General features: G+C 63.8%; 11 protein-coding genes. All 11 read left to right on the top strand.

From position 1 onward, the window contains the following. Window positions 1–7 precede the first annotated feature (7 nt). Window positions 8–2,245 carry a chemotaxis protein CheA gene (locus AC3ISR_RS19725; RefSeq protein ID WP_192296992.1) on the top strand — a complete coding sequence of 746 codons (2,238 nt, stop codon included), beginning with the start codon at window positions 8–10 and terminating at the stop codon, window positions 2,243–2,245. A gap of 47 nt (window positions 2,246–2,292) precedes the next feature. Beyond that, window positions 2,293–3,423, top strand: a complete 1,131-nt coding sequence (locus tag AC3ISR_RS19720; protein ID WP_192296991.1) for a protein-glutamate methylesterase/protein-glutamine glutaminase — start codon at window positions 2,293–2,295, stop codon at window positions 3,421–3,423. Next, window positions 3,423–4,163 (top strand): flagellar motor protein, encoded by a 741-nt coding sequence (locus AC3ISR_RS19715; protein ID WP_192296990.1) that lies wholly within the window; start codon window positions 3,423–3,425, stop codon window positions 4,161–4,163. Before AC3ISR_RS19720 ends, AC3ISR_RS19715 begins: the two co-directional genes overlap by 1 nt. Window positions 4,164–4,284: 121 nt before the next feature. Then, window positions 4,285–5,172 carry a flagellar motor protein MotD gene (motD, locus tag AC3ISR_RS19710; protein WP_463984086.1) on the top strand — a complete coding sequence of 296 codons (888 nt, stop codon included), beginning with the start codon at window positions 4,285–4,287 and terminating at the stop codon, window positions 5,170–5,172. Window positions 5,173–5,222: 50 nt separating this feature from the next. Beyond that, on the top strand, window positions 5,223–6,011 hold the full coding sequence (locus tag AC3ISR_RS19705; RefSeq protein ID WP_192296988.1) for a ParA family protein: 789 nt from the start codon (window positions 5,223–5,225) through the stop codon (window positions 6,009–6,011). Beyond that, on the top strand, window positions 6,011–6,784 hold the full coding sequence (locus tag AC3ISR_RS19700) for a CheW domain-containing protein (RefSeq protein WP_463984087.1): 774 nt from the start codon (window positions 6,011–6,013) through the stop codon (window positions 6,782–6,784). The genes AC3ISR_RS19705 and AC3ISR_RS19700 overlap by 1 nt, the downstream gene beginning before the upstream one ends. A 79-nt stretch (window positions 6,785–6,863) precedes the next feature. Further along, window positions 6,864–7,349: a chemotaxis protein CheW gene (locus AC3ISR_RS19695; RefSeq protein WP_017735234.1), complete on the top strand. Its 486-nt coding sequence runs from the start codon at window positions 6,864–6,866 to the stop codon at window positions 7,347–7,349. Then, the gene (locus tag AC3ISR_RS19690; RefSeq protein ID WP_192296986.1) at window positions 7,350–7,742 is read left to right on the top strand and encodes a DUF2802 domain-containing protein; all 393 of its coding nucleotides are present in this window, start codon (window positions 7,350–7,352) and stop codon (window positions 7,740–7,742) included. A 458-nt stretch (window positions 7,743–8,200) separates the two neighbouring features. Then, a complete protein-coding gene (locus AC3ISR_RS19685; protein ID WP_463984088.1) occupies window positions 8,201–9,829 on the top strand; it encodes a ShlB/FhaC/HecB family hemolysin secretion/activation protein in 1,629 nt (542 codons plus the stop codon). Between the two features lie 11 nt (window positions 9,830–9,840). Continuing rightward, window positions 9,841–10,362: a toxin-activating lysine-acyltransferase gene (locus AC3ISR_RS19680; RefSeq protein ID WP_192296984.1), complete on the top strand. Its 522-nt coding sequence runs from the start codon at window positions 9,841–9,843 to the stop codon at window positions 10,360–10,362. Between the two features lie 24 nt (window positions 10,363–10,386). Continuing rightward, the gene (locus AC3ISR_RS19675) at window positions 10,387–18,156 is read left to right on the top strand and encodes a hemagglutinin repeat-containing protein (protein WP_489324414.1); all 7,770 of its coding nucleotides are present in this window, start codon (window positions 10,387–10,389) and stop codon (window positions 18,154–18,156) included. Window positions 18,157–18,159: the final 3 nt, after the last annotated feature.

Below are 18,159 nucleotides of genomic sequence, written 5' to 3'. Positions count from 1 at the left end.
CACCCACATGAGCTTCGGCGCCGATGAAGAGATCCTTCAGGATTTCCTTGTAGAGGCCGGCGAAATTTTAGAGCAGTTGTCCGAGCAACTGGTCGAGCTGGAAAGCCGACCGGATGATGCGAACCTGCTCAATGCAATTTTTCGCGGTTTTCATACTGTAAAAGGGGGCGCCGGCTTCCTCCAGCTCCATGAGCTGGTGGAGTGCTGCCACATCGCCGAGAACGTGTTCGACATCCTGCGCAAGGGTGAGCGGCACGTCGACTCGGAGTTGATGGACGTGATTCTCGAAGCACTGGATGCGGTCAACGGCATGTTCAGCCAAGTGCGTGAACGTGCCCCGATCACCGCAGCCACGCCGGAACTGCTGGCCGCCCTGGCGCGCTATGCCGAGCCTGCCGACATGTCGGTGGCACCGGTGGCTGAAGCTGTGCCGGAACCTGTGGCAGAGCCCGAAGCGGACGTGACCGACAGCGAGTTCGAGCAACTGCTCAACTCCCTCAGCGCGGTCAAGGCCGAGGCTGAAGCTCCGGCAGCGCCCGTTGCGGCGCCGACGGGCGAAGACATTACCGACGCTGAGTTCGAATCGCTGCTCGACCAGTTGCACGGCAAAGGCCAGTTCGCCGCCGACGCGGTGGCACCTGCCGCGCCGACCGAAACGCCTACCGAAGCGCCAGCCGCCTCGACCAGCACCGACATCACCGACGACGAATTTGAAGCGTTGCTCGACCAACTGCATGGCAAGGGCACGTTTGCAGCCGACGCCTTGCCCGCCGTCGCAGCCACCGCGCCAACCGCGGCGGCTGCCACGCCTGCTGCACCTGCCGCACCTGCCGGCGACGGACTGATCTCCGATCACGAGTTCGAGTCGTTGCTGGACGAACTGCACGGCAAAGGCAAGTTCACCGAAGTGGGCGCGACGGCCAAGGTCGCCACGCCGGCGCCAGCAGCGGCGGCGAAAGCTGCGACTCCGGCAGCCGCCAAACCGGCTCCCGCGCCTGCTGCGGCGCCCGCCGCCGCTGCCCCAGCACGTGCCGCGGCACCTGCACCGGCTGGCGCTGAAAAGCCTGCCAGTGAAGCCGAAACCACCGTGCGGGTTGATACCGCACGCCTGGACGACATCATGAACATGGTCGGCGAACTGGTGCTGGTGCGTAACCGCCTGGTGCGCCTGGGCCTGAACAGCGGCGATGAGGCCATGCAGAAGGCCGTGTCGAACCTCGACGTGGTCACCGCCGACCTGCAAACCGCCGTGATGAAAACGCGGATGCAGCCGATCAAGAAAGTCTTCGGTCGCTTCCCGCGCCTGGTTCGCGACCTCGCGCGCCAGCTCAAGAAAGAAATCAACCTGGAACTGGTGGGTGAAGAAACCGACCTCGACAAAAACCTTGTCGAGGCCCTGGCCGACCCGCTGGTCCACTTGGTGCGCAACGCCGTCGACCACGGCGTGGAAACCCCGGAAGAACGCGAAGCCTCGGGCAAGTCCCGTGGCGGCAAGGTGATCCTGGCGGCGGAGCAAGAAGGCGACCATATCCTGCTGTCGATTACCGATGACGGCAAAGGCATGGACCCGACCATCCTGCGCAATATCGCGGTCAAGCGTGGCGTGATGGACAAGGACGCCGCCGACCGCCTGACCGACACCGAGTGCTACAACCTGATCTTCGCCCCGGGCTTCTCGACCAAGACCGAGATCTCCGACGTGTCCGGCCGTGGCGTCGGCATGGACGTGGTGAAGACCAAGATCAGCCAGCTCAACGGCTCGATCAATATCTACTCGACCAAGGGCCAGGGTTCGAAGATCGTGATCAAGGTGCCGTTGACCTTGGCGATCATGCCGACCCTGATGGTGATGCTGGGCAACCAGGCGTTCGCCTTCCCGCTGGTCAACGTCAACGAGATCTTCCACCTCGACCTGTCGCGCACCAACGTGGTCGACGGCCAGGAAGTGGTGATCGTGCGTGACAAGGCGTTGCCACTGTTCTACCTCAAGCGCTGGCTGGTGGCTTCGGCTGCCCATGAAGAGCAGCGCGAAGGCCATGTGGTGATTCTTTCCGTGGGCACCCAGCGTATCGGCTTTGTCGTCGATCAACTGGTTGGCCAGGAAGAAGTGGTGATCAAGCCTTTGGGCAAAATGCTGCAGGGAACCCCGGGCATGTCGGGTGCGACCATCACCGGTGACGGTCGGATCGCGCTGATTCTCGATGTTCCGAGCATGCTCAAGCGTTACGCCGCTCGGCGTATTTGATTCTGGTGGGGTAGGGCGGTTCGCCCGCCCCGCCTAACGGAGTGTTTATGGCAGTCAAGGTCCTGGTGGTGGACGATTCGGGTTTCTTCCGCCGCCGCGTCTCGGAAATTCTTTCCGCCGATCCAAGCATCCAGGTGGTCGGCACGGCCACCAACGGCAAAGAGGCGATTGATCAAGCCATTGCGTTGAAGCCGGACGTGATCACCATGGACTACGAGATGCCGATGATGGATGGCATCACGGCAGTTCGACACATCATGCAACGCTGCCCGACCCCGGTATTGATGTTCTCCTCGCTGACGCACGAAGGCGCCCGGGTAACCCTCGATGCGCTGGACGCTGGTGCGGTGGACTTCCTGCCGAAGAATTTCGAAGACATCTCGCGCAACCCCGAGAAGGTCAAGCAACTGCTGTGCGAGAAAGTCCACAGTATTTCCCGCAGCAACCGTCGCAGCCTGTTCAGCGCACCGGCCCCCGCGCCTGCGCCGACACCGGCGGCTGCCGCATCGGCGAGCACGTTCGGCCGCCCGGCACCCGCTCCGGTTGCCCGGCCTGCGCTGACAGCACCGACGCGTGCTGCGGCCGCCACGGCGCACTCGCCAGCGCCGAAACGCAAAGCCTACAAGCTGGTCGCTATCGGCACCTCCACCGGCGGCCCGGTGGCCTTGCAGCGCGTGTTGACGCAGTTGCCGGCCAACTTCCCGGCGCCGATTGTGTTGATCCAACACATGCCAGCGGCCTTCACCAAGGCGTTCGCCGAACGCTTGGACAAGCTGTGCCGCATCAGCGTCAAGGAAGCCGAGGATGGCGACATCCTGCGTCCTGGCCTGGCGCTGCTGGCGCCCGGTGGCAAGCAGATGATGGTGGACGGGCGCGGTGCGATCAAAATCCTGCCGGGCGACGAGCGCCTGAACTACAAACCCTGTGTGGACATCACCTTCGGTTCGGCTGCCAAGTCCTACGGCGACAAAGTTCTGGCGGTGGTCCTCACCGGCATGGGCGCCGACGGCCGTGAAGGCGCGCGCCTGCTCAAGCAGGGCGGCAGCGCGATCTGGGCGCAGGACGAAGCCAGCTGCGTGATCTATGGCATGCCCATGGCCATCGTCAAGGCTGAGCTGGCCGACGCCGTGTACAGCCTGGACGACATCGGCAAGCATCTGGTGGAGGCCTGCCTCTAATGGATGTGTTGAGCCTGATCGGCATCACCATGGCGTTTGTCGCAATCATCGGCGGCAACTACCTCGAAGGCGGCCACCTCGGCGCCCTCGCCAACGGTCCGGCTGCGTTGATCGTGATTGGCGGCACCGTGGGCGCCGCGTTGTTGCAGTCGCCGTTGAGCTCGTTCAAGCGCGCCATGCAGATCTTGGTGTGGATCATTTTTCCGCCGCGCGTCGACCTGGCCGGCGGCATCGACCGCGTGGTCAACTGGAGCCTCACCGCCCGCAAGGAAGGCCTGCTGGGCCTGGAAGGCGTGGCCGATGCCGAGCCCGACAGCTATGCGCGCAAAGGCCTGCAATTGCTGGTGGACGGCGCCGAACCGGAAGCGATCCGCAGCATCCTGGAGGTGGATTTCTACACCCAGGAGAGCCGTGACATCAATGCCGCCAAAGTCTTTGAAAGCATGGGCGGCTACGCGCCGACCATCGGCATCATCGGTGCGGTGATGGGCCTGATCCACGTGATGGGCAACCTCGCCGATCCGTCGCAACTGGGCAGCGGGATTGCCGTGGCGTTCGTCGCCACCATCTACGGCGTGGCCAGCGCCAACCTGGTGTTGCTGCCGGTGGCGAGCAAGCTCAAGTCCATTGCCCAGCGCCAGTCGCGTTATCGCGAGATGTTGCTCGAAGGCATCCTGTCGATTGCCGAGGGGGAAAACCCACGCTCCATCGAATTGAAGCTCCAGGGCTTCATGGACTGATGGCGATGGTTATCGATCTGTGGCGCACTGGTCTTTGGTGGCGAGCGAGCAAGCTCGCCCGTCACCACCACAACACGCTCGCCAGCCACAGGGAATTGTGTGTTCAGAGAGGTAACTGCCAGTGAGCCGTCGCCGTCGCGAGCCTGAAGAACACGTCAACCACGAACGTTGGCTGGTGTCCTACGCGGACTTCATCACCTTGCTGTTCGCGTTTTTCGTGGTGATGTACTCCATCTCGTCGATCAACGAAGGCAAGTACAAAGTCATTTCCCAGGCGCTGATCGGGGTGTTCAACGACACCGATCGCGCCCTCAAGCCGATTCCCATTGGCGAAGAGCGGCCCAGGACCGTGACCCCGGCCAAGCCGCTGGTCAACGACAGCGACGAAACCGCCGCCGGCGTCGGTGGCACCAGTGATCCACTCAAGAGCATCGCCGACGACATCAGCGCCGCCTTTGGCGACCTGATCAGTTCCAACCAGATGACCGTGCGCGGCAATGAGTTGTGGGTCGAGATCGAACTCAATTCCAGCCTGCTGTTCGCCAGTGCCGATGCGCTGCCCAGCGACCAGGCGTTCACCATCATCGACAAGGTCGCGGCGATCCTCAAACCGTTCGAGAACCCGATTCACGTCGAGGGCTTTACCGATAATTTCCCGATCAGCACCGCGCAGTACCCGACCAACTGGGAGCTGTCCTCGGCGCGGGCGTCGAGCATCGTGCGCATGCTCGCGATGCAGGGGGTGAACCCCGAACGCCTGGCGTCGGTGGGGTATGGTGAGTTCCAGCCAGTGGCGAATAACGCCACGGTAGAAGGCCGCGCCAAGAACCGCCGGGTAGTGCTGGTGGTATCACGCAACCTGGATGTGCGCCGCAGCCTGACCGGCACCGGCACCGCCAATGCAACACCGGATGCGGCCTTGAAGCGGGCTGGCACACAAACTGCACCGGCCCCTGCAAAGCCGCCGGTGCGTCAGAGCTCCGTCAATTCTCCGTCACCGGCTCAATAACCTATGCAATGTCTCGGTCGCGCCTGTGCCCACCGGGAGGAACCAACCGAATGAGAGTCTGGGCAGTTGCCAATCAAAAAGGTGGAGTCGGCAAGACCACCACCTCCATCGCCTTAGCCGGCTTGCTGGCCGAGGCGGGCAAGCGTGTGGTCGTGGTCGACCTCGACCCCCACGGCTCGATGACCAGCTACTTCGGCTACGACCCGGATGCGCTGGAACACAGCTGCTACGACCTGTTCCTGCATAAAGGCAGTGTGCCGGCCGACCTGCCGGGGCAACTGCTGCTGCCCACCAGCAACGACAGCATTTCCCTGTTGCCGTCGAGCACCGCGCTGGCCACCCTCGAGCGCCAGTCGCCGGGGCAGAGCGGCCTGGGCCTGGTGATCGCCAAGACCTTGGCGCAGCTGTGGCAGGACTTCGACTACGCCATCATCGACAGCCCGCCGTTGCTCGGCGTGCTGATGGTCAACGCCTTGGCGGCCAGCCAGCAACTGGTGATCCCGGTACAGACCGAGCACCTGGCGGTCAAAGGCCTGGAACGCATGGTCAGCACCCTGGCGATGATCAACCGCTCGCGCAAGCAGGCGCTGCCGTACAGCATCGTGCCGACCTTGTTCGACCGCCGTACCCAGGCGTCCCTCGGCACCTTGCGCGTATTGCGCGATGCCTACCCGGACACCATCTGGAACGGCTACATCCCGGTGGACACGCGCCTGCGTGACGCCAGCCGCGCCGGCCTCACGCCGTCACAGTTCGACGGCAAGAGCCGTGGCGTGATGGCCTACCGCGCGCTGCTCAAGCACCTGTTGTCCCAGCAACTTGTGGCGCAGGTGGCTTGATGAACCGTCCTGTCGAACTTAAGACCCGGCCGCAACTGGCACTGGAATCCTACCTGGATGGCCTGCTGCAGGAGGCGACCGCCGAAGAGTTGCCCGAGCCGATTCTGGTGCTTGAGCCAGAAAGCACGCTGGATGAATTCCAGTTGGCAGTGCTCGAAGAACAAGCCCGGGATGCCCACGTTGCCCCGGTTGTAGCGCCATTTGAGCCCGTGGTGGTCGCCCCGGTGGTGGTCGAGCCGGTGGTCGAAGTGCACCTGCCGCCGAGCATCACGCCACCGCCGGTCACTGGTGATGGTCGCCCAAGCTGGGCTGCCGAGCCGTTCGAGTGCCTGCTGTTCGACGTCGCCGGCTTGACCCTGGCGGTGCCGCTGGTGTGCCTGGGCTCGATCTACTCCCTGGAAGGCCAGGAGTTGACGCCATTGTTCGGGCAACCGGAGTGGTTCCTCGGCATCCTGCCCAGCCAGGCCGGCAACCTCAAGGTGCTCGACACAGCGCGCTGGGTGATGCCCGACCGCTACCGCGACGACTTCCGCCAGGGTTTGCAATACGTGATCTCGGTGCAGGGCTACGAGTGGGGGCTGGCGGTGCATCAAGTCAGCCGCTCGTTGCGCCTGGACCCGAACGAAATCAAATGGCGCAGCCACCGGGGCCAGCGGCCTTGGCTGGCGGGCACCGTGATCGAACACATGTGCGCATTGCTCGACGTGTCCGAATTGGCCGAGCTGATCGCCAGTGGGGCCGTCAAGTCGATGCCCGGTAACACACGCAGTTGATTGAACAATAAGGGCCGCGCGCAAGTGCGGCCAACGAAGTACACACGCCGTTTCAACGGCATTTGAAGGGGTCAGGGGTATGAACAACAAGTCAGCGTCCGCACAAGGTTTGGATGATCCGATCCTGCAATGGGTAACCTTCAAGCTGGACAACGAGTCCTATGGCATCAACGTAATGCGCGTGCAGGAAGTGCTGCGCTACACCGAGATCGCGCCGGTACCGGGTGCGCCGAGCTACGTGCTGGGCATCATCAACCTGCGCGGCAACGTGGTGACGGTGATCGACACTCGCCAGCGTTTTGGTCTGGTGCCGACCGAAGTCAATGACAACACCCGTATCGTCATCATCGAAGCCGACAAGCAAGTGGTCGGGATCATGGTCGACAGCGTGGCCGAAGTGGTTTACCTGCGCCAATCGGAAGTGGAAACCGCGCCGAACGTCGGTAACGAAGAGTCTGCCAAGTTCATCCAGGGCGTGTGCAACAAGAACGGCGAACTGCTGATTCTGGTTGAGCTGGACAAGATGATGAGCGAAGAAGAATGGTCGGATCTGGAGAACATCTGATTGTTTCTTGAAGCGGCGGTGATCGTCCTGGCCCTGTTGTGGGTCGGGACGTTGGCCTTCCTGCTGCGCTATTTGCGCCAGCAACGGGAAGTGGCCCTGCAACAGGCCGAGCGCGACGCCGTGCGCGACCGGCGTGTGGTCGAGCTGGCCAAGCGTGTCGATCACTTTCAGCAAAGTGCGGTGCGGGTCGGGGACGAGGTGCATGAACTGCGCGCGATCCTCGCACCGTTGCCGGACAAGCTGGCGCAGATCGAGCAGCGTGATCCGTCGAGCCTATCGTTTGCCCAGGCGGCGAAGCTGGTGGGCATGGGCGCGACGGTGGATGAGCTGACCCAGTCTTGCGGCCTGACCCAGGCCGAGGCGCAGTTGATGAGCAAGTTGCACAAGAACTGATCCTTGGTTTCATCCCAACCGTAGTGAGCGGGCTTGCCCGCGCTGGGTGGCGAAGCCGCCCCAAACGGGCCGCCGCGGTGTATCAGGTCGTCCGTGGTGCCGCGACCTGTGACGGCTACTGTAGATGGGGATATGAAACTGTACAAAAGTTGAATTTTTGTCGAGTCTGGAGAAATCAGCTCTAGGCCTCGAGATAGAGCCTTCAACACTAAAATCCAAGCCTTCCCACCCCCCCCCGTTTTTGCGAAATGTGTCACAAGGCCATACATCCCGATGGCACTTTTATGTCTTTGTGGTGACCAACCTGCGCATGTAGGAAGTTTCACTCACAAGGATGCGAAATGTCATTCGACGCTCTACCTAGAACAAAACCCTCTGTTTTGCTGCAGTCTTGCGTCGCCACCTGCTCCCTTGTCGGTTTTCTAACCAGCGCGGCGGCACTCGCGGCTGAACCCCAAGTGCCTGCCCAGCAATTGCTCCTGCAGCAACAACGTGAACGTGCCCAGCGCGAGCAGTTGGAGCCGTCCCCCGACGTGCGTCTCGAAGCCCCGCAAGACAGCACCGGCACCCTGCGTCTGCCGCGCAATGAAACGCCGTGCTTCAAGATCGACCGCGTGGTCCTCACCGGCGAGCAGTCCGAAGATTTCCAGTGGGCCTTGCGTGCCGCCAACCCGAGCGACGATCCGGTGCTGGGCCAATGCATCGGCTCTGCCGGTATCAACCTGACGATGAAACGCATCCAGAACGCGATCATCGCCAAGGGCTTCATCACCACCCGCGTCCTCGCCCAGGCCCAGGACTTGAACCAGGGCACGCTGGCGTTGGTGCTGGTGCCGGGGCGCATCAAGCACATCCGTTTCGCCCCGGGCACCTCAAGCCGCGCCAACTACTGGAACGCCATGCCCGCGTCGCCTGGCGATGTGCTCAACCTGCGCGACATCGAACAGGCGCTGGAAAACTTCAAGCGCGTGCCCACCGCCGAAGCCGACGTGCAGATCACGCCGGCCGAAGGCGCGGACGCGAAGCCGGGGGAGAGCGATGTGGTGATTGCCTGGAAGCAGGCGATTCCGGTGCGCGTCAGCCTGTCGGTGGACGACTCCGGCAGCAAACAGACCGGCAAGTACCAAGGCAACGTCGCCCTGTCGCTGGATAACCTGGCGAGCCTCAACGATCTGTTCTACATCAGCTTCAACCACGACCTGGGCGGCGGTCAGAGCGGCGATCGCGGCTCGAAGGGCCACACCGTGCACTACTCGGTGCCCTACGACTATTGGCAGTTGAGCCTGACGTCCAGCGAATACGACTACCACCAGACGATCGCCGGGGTGAACCAGGCCTATTCCTACAGTGGCCGCAGCCGGACCAACGAGGTGCAACTGTCACGGGTGATCTACCGCGACGCAGTGCGCAAGACCACCGTGTCGGTCGGCGGCTGGAGCCGCACCTCCAGCAACTACGTCGAAGACACCGAAATCGAATCGCAACGGCGGCGCATGGCCGGTTGGCAGGCCGGGATCAATCACCGTGAATTCATCGGCGCCAGCACCCTCGACCTTGGCGTGGGTTATCGCCGTGGCACCGGCGCCCGCGATGCACTGCGTGCCCCCGAAGAAGAAACCGGCGAAGGCACCTCGCGCTCGCAGATCATCAGCGCCAACGCGCAATTGCAGGTGCCGTTCACCCTGGCCGATCAACGCCTGCGTTACGTCGCGGGCTGGCGCGGGCAGTGGAACCGCACGCCGCTGATCCCTCAGGACCGCTTTTCGATTGGCGGGCGCTACACCGTGCGCGGCTTTGACGGCGAGCAGATCCTGTCGGCCGAACGCGGCTGGACGTTCAGTAACGACCTGGGCCTGAGCCTGGCCAACACCGGCCAGGAGCTGTACCTGGGCGTGGACTACGGCGAAGTCGGCGGGCATTCCACCCAGCAGCTCGCGGGCCGACGCCTGGCTGGTGCGGTGGTGGGCCTGCGCGGCGGCTACAAGCAGTTTTCCTATGACATCTACACCGGCAAACCCCTGGAAAAACCCAAGGGTTTCCAGACCGCCGACGTGACCAGTGGCTTCAGCGCCAACTGGTCGTTTTGAAGGAGCCCAGCATGCGCCACGACACCCTGGAGGTGCTCGCCCCCGAGCGCGCCGACAGCGCCATCGACGAAGCCCAGGTGCTGGGCTCGGCGGTGTGGCTGTGGATGCACTCGGCAGCCCATCGCGATGCGCCGTTGCACAGCCTGTCGAGCCTGTTGTTGCCGGCGATCAAGCGGCGTCAGTTCATCTTGATCAGTGAGGAAGGGCGGCCGGTGTTTTTCCTGTCATGGCTCAACCTCAGTGCCGAGGCCGAGGCGCGCTACCTGCGTGCACCGGCGGTGTGCCTGCCGGCAGAAGACTGGGACAGCGGCGATCGGTTGTGGGTCAACGACTGGGTTGCGCCGTTCGGCCATACCCGGCGGATCAGCCGCTTGCTGCTGCGGCGTCTGTGGCCCACGAAGGTGTTCCGCGCGCTGCACCACAAAGGCGAAGAGCGCGGTTTGCGCGTCTTGAACTTCCAGGGTATCGCCGTCCTGGACCTGGAGGCGCAAGCCTGGTTTGCCACTCACCCGTTACCCAGCGACGCGCTCTGATCAGCCACCGCGCAAAGGACTTGCATGAACAAGCATCTATTTCGAGTTGTCTTCAACCGCGCCCGTGGCCTGCTGATGGTGGTGGCCGAGAACGTCAAGAGTGCCTGCAAGGCCCCCGGCACCACACGCGCCGTGGCCCAGGCCGGCCCGCTGGTGGCGACGCTCACGCCCCTGCGCTTTGCGCTGATGCTGGGCATGGGCTGGGTCGCGCTGGTCGCGCCCGTCCAGGCTCAAGTCGTGGCGGACGGCTCCGCGCCTGCGGGCCAGCGCCCGACTATCGGCGCCGCCGGTAACGGTGCGCCCGTGGTGAACATTACGGCGCCGAGCGGCGCGGGCGTGTCGCGCAACACCTATTCGCAGTTCGATGTGGACAAGCGCGGGGTGATCCTCAACAACGGCGCGACCAACAGCCAGACTCAACTGGGCGGCTGGATCGAAGGCAACCGCGCGCTGGCCAACGGCAGCGCACGGGTGATTCTCAACGAGGTCAATTCGAACAACCCGAGCCAGTTGCGCGGCTTTGTCGAAGTTGCCGGTTCCAAGGCCCAGGTGGTGATTGCCAACCCGTCGGGCATCACCTGTGAAGGCTGCGGTTTTATCAACGCCGACCGCGCCACGCTGACCACTGGGCGCGCGCAGTTCGAGAATGGCTTGATCAGCGGCTATCAAGTCTCGGGCGGCAAGGTCACGGTCGGCGGCGCAGGCATGGACAGTACCCGCGCCGACTACACCGAGATCATCGCGCGCACCGTCGAGGTGAACGCCGGGATCTGGTCGAAAGACCTGACCATCAAGACCGGCACCAGCGGCCAGCCGCCGGCAGACACGCCCGCAGTGGCCATTGACGTGGCGCAGCTGGGCGGCATGTATGCCGGCAAGATCACCCTGGTCGGCAACGGCGCCGGTGTGGGCGTGCGCAACGCCGGGCAGATCGGCTCCAGTGCCGGTGAAGTGGTGATCAGCAGCGACGGGCGTATCGAAAACCGTGGCCAGATCAGCAGCGCCACCGACCTGACGGCGACGGCCGACAAGGGCATCGACAACAGCGGCACGCTGTTCGCCCAGGGCAACCTGGCGCTGACCACTGGCGCCGATATCGACAACAAAGGCATCGCGTCGGCCCAAGGCAATGCACGCCTGAGCGCCACTGGAGCGATTCGCAGCCACACAGGTTCGGCCCTGGCGGCGGGCGTCGACAGTGCCGGCAAGCTGGGCAACAGCGGCTCGCTGACCCTGACCTCGGCGGGCACGATCGCGGCCAAGGGGCAGAACCTCGCGGCACAAAAACTCACTGCCAACGCCGCCCAGGTCGACCTGAGCGACAGCCAGACCTCGGCCCAGAGCGTCGAGCTGACCAGCACCAATGGCAACCTGGACCTGCGCCGCAGCCGCGTCACCGCAGGCCAGGCGCTGACCGCCAACGCCAACCAGAGCTTGCTCAGCGATGCGGCCCAGGTGGGCGCGGCGCAGATCAGCGTTACCGCGCTGGACCTGTCCAACGCCGCCGGCAAATGGGTCCAGACCGGCAACGGCGGCATGCGTGTGACCGTCACGCGCAACCTCGATAACACCGGCGGCACCCTCGCCAGCGGCGGGCGCCTCGACGTGAGTGCCAACACCCTGGGCAACCGGGGAGGCCTGGTACAGTCCGGTGCGCAGGGCGACCTGGCCGTCACTGCGCGCGAGCACTTGGACAACGCAAACGGCAAGCTGGTGACCGCCGCGCAACTGACCCTCGATGGCGGCACCCTGGATAACAGCAGCGGGCAGATCACCGCAGGCGGCGCGCTGGGTATCAACGCCGCGCAGTTGAACAACGCCAAGGGCACCGTCGCCGCCACGCAAAACCTGACAGTTACCGCCGGTAGCGTATTGAACCAGGGCGGTACGCTTGGTTCGGTGGCCGGCGATTTGCTGCTCAACAGCACCACCACAGCGCTCGACAACACCGGCGGCCGCCTCGAGGCGACCAAGGCATTGACCGTCAACGCCCAAGGGTTGACCAATAGCGGTGGCGTGGTCACCGCCGCGCAACTGCGCGTCGACACCCACGGCCAACAGCTGGACAACAGCGGCGGCACCCTCAACGCCAGCGACACCCTGACTCTCGACAGCGGCGCGCTGAACAACGACGGCGGCATCGTGCAGGCCAAGTCGAGCCTCAAGGTGGACACCCACGGCCAGTTGCTGACCAACCGCGATTCGGGCAGCACCGGCGGCATCCTCGGCCAGCGCGACGTCACCGTGCGCGCCGGGCAGTTGCTCAACGACCGTGGCTTTATCGGCAGCGCCAGCACCTTGCAGGTCTACGCCCAGCAACTGAGTAACCAGGCCGGTCTGTTGCGTGCCGACGGGTATCTGTTGCTGAGCAGCGCCAGCGTGGATAACAGCAGCACCCAGGGCGCCAACCAGGGCATCAAGGGCCAGTCTGTCGCGATGGATGCAGACACTGTCAGCAACCGCAGTGGTTCGATTGTTTCCGACACCACCCTGAGCGTCACCGGCAGCGGTACCCTGGACAACGAACAGGGGATTCTCTCGGCCGGTAGCAACCTGACCGTGGCCGACCGCGACCTCGCGCAAAAACGCCAGGTCATCAACAATGGCGCAGGCACCTTGATTGCCGGCCAATCGCTGTTGATCGACAGTGCCAACTACACCGGCAGTGGCAAGGTGTTGAGCCTGGGCGACCTGACGTTCCGCCTGACCCAGGACTTCATCAACAGCGGCCTGTTCCAGGCCAACGGCAATGTGGCACTGGCGACCGCCGGGCGGCTGACCAACGTGGGCACCTTGCAGGCGGGCAACCTGCTGCGCCTCGACGCCAACGTGATCGACAACGGCGCCGCTGGCGTGATCAGCGCACGTAGCGTGCAGGCCAACGCGGCCACACAACTGGACAACCGTGGCCTGATCGACGCCGAGACCACTCGCCTGGGCACCGCAACCCTGAACAACCTTGGCACCGGGCGCATCTACGGTGATCAACTGGCGATTGCCGCCGGCACGCTCAACAACACCCTCGAAGGCGCATCGGCCGCGACCATTGCCGCACGCAACCGCCTGGACATCGGCGCGCAGGTCCTCAACAACCGTGAACACGGGCTGATCTTCAGCACCGGCAACCTGTTCATCGGCGGTGCACTGGATGCCAACGACCAGGCCAGCGGCCAGGCGCAGGTGTTGAACAACGCCAGTGCCACCGTCGAAGCGCTGGGCAGCCTGACTGTCAACGCCAGGCAGATCAACAACACCAACGAACACTTCGCCACCCAGCAGGTGCAAGTGTCCACCCAGGCGTTGCAGGAATACCTGCTGTCGGGCTCGACCAACCGCTACCTGCCGGGGCAGATCTCGCTGTACAACGACGAGGTGCTGCACCTCGTCACCCCGGAAGGCTACGGCACGCGCTGGAACCGCTATGACTACACCCGCACCGTCACCCAGACGCAGATCGTCGCGTCAGACCCGGCGCAAATGCTCGCCGGCGGCAATATCAACCTGATCGCCGACCAGGTGTACAACGACAAGAGCCGCATCATCGCCGGCCAGGCGTTGAACGCCAGCGTCGGTTCGGTAATCAACACCGAATTGAGCGGCCAGAAAGTCACGTCCGACAGCGGCACTTTGTCCAGCTACTACCGCATCCAGCGCAAAGGCCGTGACCGCCAGGGTCTGAACGTCACGGCCTATACCCCGGCGCCGTTGATCGAGCAGATCTCGCTGACGCCGACCGTCTTTACCGAGTACGCGGCCATCAACGGCACGGGCACCCAGGTCGGCGCGCTGGTGCTGGCCAAGGTCACCGACAGCGCGGCGGGTACCGGTGACCTGGCCGGTGCCGGGCGCACCTATGCGGTCAGCCCGATCAGCCAGGTGCAGGCGCTGACCCAACAGAACGCGACCGGCGCGGTGGAGCAGATCCGTACCGGCGGTTTCAACCCGGACCTGCCCAACAGCAGCCTGTACCAGATCAACCCGAACAGCACCGCCGGTTACCTGGTGGAGACCGACCCGCGGTTTGCCAACTACGGCAAGTGGCTGTCGTCGGACTACATGCTCGAACGCCTGAACCTTGACCCGGCGGGCACTCAGCAACGCCTGGGCGACGGGTTCTACGAGCAGAAGCTGATCCGCGAACAAGTCGCGCAGCTCACCGGGCGCCGGTTTGTCGACGGCTATGCCAGCGACGAAGCGCAATACCGCGGCATGATCGACAGCGCCGTGACTCTGGCCGACCAGTGGAAACTGATCCCGGGCGTGGCGCTGACCGCCGAGCAAATGGCGCAGTTGACCAGCGACATCGTGTGGCTGGTGTCCAAGGACGTCACCCTGGCCAGCGGCGAAGTGCGCCAGGTGCTGGTACCACAGGTGTATGTGCGGGTTCGCGAAGGCGATGTGGATGGCTCGGGCGCGTTGATGGCCGGGCGCACCCTGAACCTGGATGTACGCGGTGACCTGGTCAACTCGGGCAGCCTGGCCGGGCGCGACGGTGTGACCATCAGCGTGCAGAACCTCGACAACCTCGGCGGGCGCATCCAGGGCAACGACGTGTCGCTCAATGCCAGCCAGGACCTGAACAACATCGGTGGCCTGATCAGCGCCAACAGTCGCCTGGCGTTGAGCGCCGGCAATGACATCAACGTGCGTTCGATCACCACCGACAGCACCAGCGAGCAGGGCATCCGCACCGCGTTGTCGCGGGTGGCCGGGCTGTACGTGTCGGCCCCGGCGGCGAACCTGATTGCCACGGCGGGCCATGACATCAACCTGCAAGCGGCCCAGGTCAGCAACACGGGCGTCGGCGGCAAGACCGCGCTGGTGGCGGGCAACGACATCACCTTGAGCACGGTCAAAGAGTCCTATACCCAGGCCAACCAGTGGGACGGCGACAACTGGCGCAAGGAAGCCGGGCGCAATGAGGTCGGCAGTTCGGTACAAGCCAACGGCGACATTCGCCTGGGCGCCGGGCGTGACGTGCAGGCACGCGGTGCGCTGGTCAACAGTGACGCCGGCGCGGTGTCGGTGAGCGCGCTGCGCGACATCAACGTCGAGGCCAGCGAGCGCTTCAACAGTGCGGACGAGGCGCACAAGGTCAAGGGCAGCAACGGCATGTTCTCCAGCAAGACCACCACCACCCGCGATACGGTGGCCCAGACCACCGCGCAAGGCTCGACGTTCAGCGGCGAGCAGACGGTGATGCAGGCGGGCAACAACATCACCCTCACCGGCAGCAACGTGGTCTCGACCTCGGGCACGGCGCTGGTGGCGGGCAATGACATCAAGGTGTTGGCGGCCACTGAGACCCTCGACGAAAAACACACCAAGGACGTGAAGACCAGCGGCATGTTCAGCGGTGGCGCGATTGCCGTCACCATCGGCTCGCAGCAGCAGACCAACAAGGACAGCAGCCAGCAGACCACGGCCGCCGCCAGCAGCGTCGGGTCCACCGACGGCAATGTGCTGATCAGCGCGGGCGGCGAATACCGCCAGGTTGGCAGCAATGTGAGTGCGCCCAAGGGCGATGTGTCGATTGACGCATCCGAGGTCAATATCCTTGAGGCGCGCAATCTCGCCGCGCAGCAACAGGAGCAGCGCTTCAAGCAGACCGGCGTGAGCCTGACCCTGACCAACCCCATCGTGAACGCGGTGCAAACCGGCCAGCGCATGAACAAGGCCGCCGAGCGCACCGACGACAAGCGCATGAAAGCCCTCGCCGCGCTGAACACCGCCTGGGCCGCCAGCGAAGCTCATACCCAAGTGATGGCCGACCCGGCAGCGGCGGGCGGGATCAACTTGAGCATCGCCCTGGGCATGAACAAGAGCGAGAACAAAAGCGAGCAGACTTCCAACACAGCGGCCGGCTCGACGGTGGCGGCGGGGCACGATGTGTCGATTGTGGCCACGGGCGGCAAGCGCAACAACGACCTGACCGTGCAGGGCAGCCAGATCACTGCCGGCAACGATGCGTTGCTCAAGGCCGACGGCAATATCCTGCTGGCGGGTGCGCAGAACACCATCGAGCAGCACAGCACCAACAAAAGCGTGAACGGCAGCCTGGGGATTGGTATCTCTTTCGGCAGCGAGAAAAACGGCCTGAGCTTCAACGCTTCAGCCTCCCAGAGCCGCGGCAATGCCGATGGCAACGACCTGGTCTGGAGCAACACCCACGTGACAGCGGGCAACCAGGCCAGCCTGATTTCCGGCAAGGACACCACCCTGCGCGGTGCGGTGGTCTCGGCCGACAAGGTCAAGGCCGACGTCGGCGGCGACTTGAATATCGAGAGCCTGCAAGACACCAGCACATTTGCCTCCGAGCAGAAGAGCATGAGTGCCGGCATCAGCATCTGCATTCCGCCGGTCTGCGCCGGCGCGGCGACGGCCAGCTTCAGTTCGAGCAACACCAAGCAGAAGTCCAACTTTGCCAGCGTCATCGAGCAATCGGGCATTCGCGCCGGCGACGGTGGTTTCGACCTCAACGTACGCGGCAACACCGGCCTCAAGGGCGGCGTGATTTCCAGCACCGACAAGGCCATCGCCGACGGCAAGAACAGCCTGACCACCGGTACGCTGACCGTGGCCGACATCCACAACACCTCCGAAGCCAGCGTCAAGACGTCAGGGGTGGAGCTCAGTTCGGACATGCTCGACGGCAAGCTCGGCACGGCCAAGGCGCTGCTCGCCAACAGCCTCGCCAACGGCTCGGACTCCGACTCCGCCGCCAGCGACACCCGCAGCGCCATCAGCGCCGGCACCCTGGTCATCACCAATGCCGAGCGCCAGCGCGTGGTCGCCGGCATGAGCGTCGACCAGACGATTGCCAACCTCAACCGCAATACCGAGGCTGCCCATGCTGCCGTGGAGCGTCTGGACGTGGCGGAAATGGGGCGCAAGGTCGAGGCTGAGCAGGAGATCAAGCGTGAGTTCTACAACCAGGTGTCGCTGCTGGCGGATGAGGCGTATCGCAAGATCTTCCTTGAGAAGGCGCGGGTGTATGAGGTGTTGAAGGATGAGAATGGCAAGGCGCTGCTGCTCGATGGCAAGAAGGTTCAGTACCGCGAGTTGAGCGACGAAGAAAAGCAGCACCTCAAGCCTGGCCCGGACGGCAAGGTACATATCGCCAACAACGGCATTTTCAACGACGCCGACGGTGCCGCCAAATATGCCGAGCAACACAGTTCGGCCGACACTGGGCCGCAGTATCTGATCCATTTCGAGAAGGCCAACAACTTCACGTCGGAGTTGATGATCGCGGCGTATCAGAAGAACCTGGAAAACGATTTCTGGGGCCTGTCCAACGCGACGGTGCAGACCAAGGAATACATGGTCCAGTTCGGTCAGAGCGGGTTGCATATCGACGGGCATAGCCGTGGCACCATGACCACGGGCAATGCCATGGAGTCGTTGGTACGTGATCAAGCGAACGTTGGGCTGTTGGGTGATACATCGATGAACTTCTTCGGGGCGGCGTATGGGGTGAAAAAGGCCGATACGCTATTGGGGATATTGCAGGACCGTACAAAAATCACCTCGGCGGAACAGCGCGACGGGTTGATCTTGCAGTATCAGAACCATGACTTCGACCCCGTTGCCCGCACACCGGGCGTAGGGTTCAACCCGGGGACTGGCGGCAACATTCCCGATGGCAGTAATCGCTTGTGGGAGTGGTTGAAGGTATTTGGTGCTGAGAACACCGTGCATAACTGCTACGCCAATGGCGGAGAAGCGTGCCGCAAATACTGGAGCCACTCCCCCACGGGCAAGCCAGAGTTCGTCAAGGTCCCGCAATCATGAGGA

This window comes from Pseudomonas sp. GL_117 (genome assembly GCF_057835125.1).
Note: the sequence above shows the minus strand (reverse complement) of the source record. Positions and strands in the feature narration are given on the sequence as shown.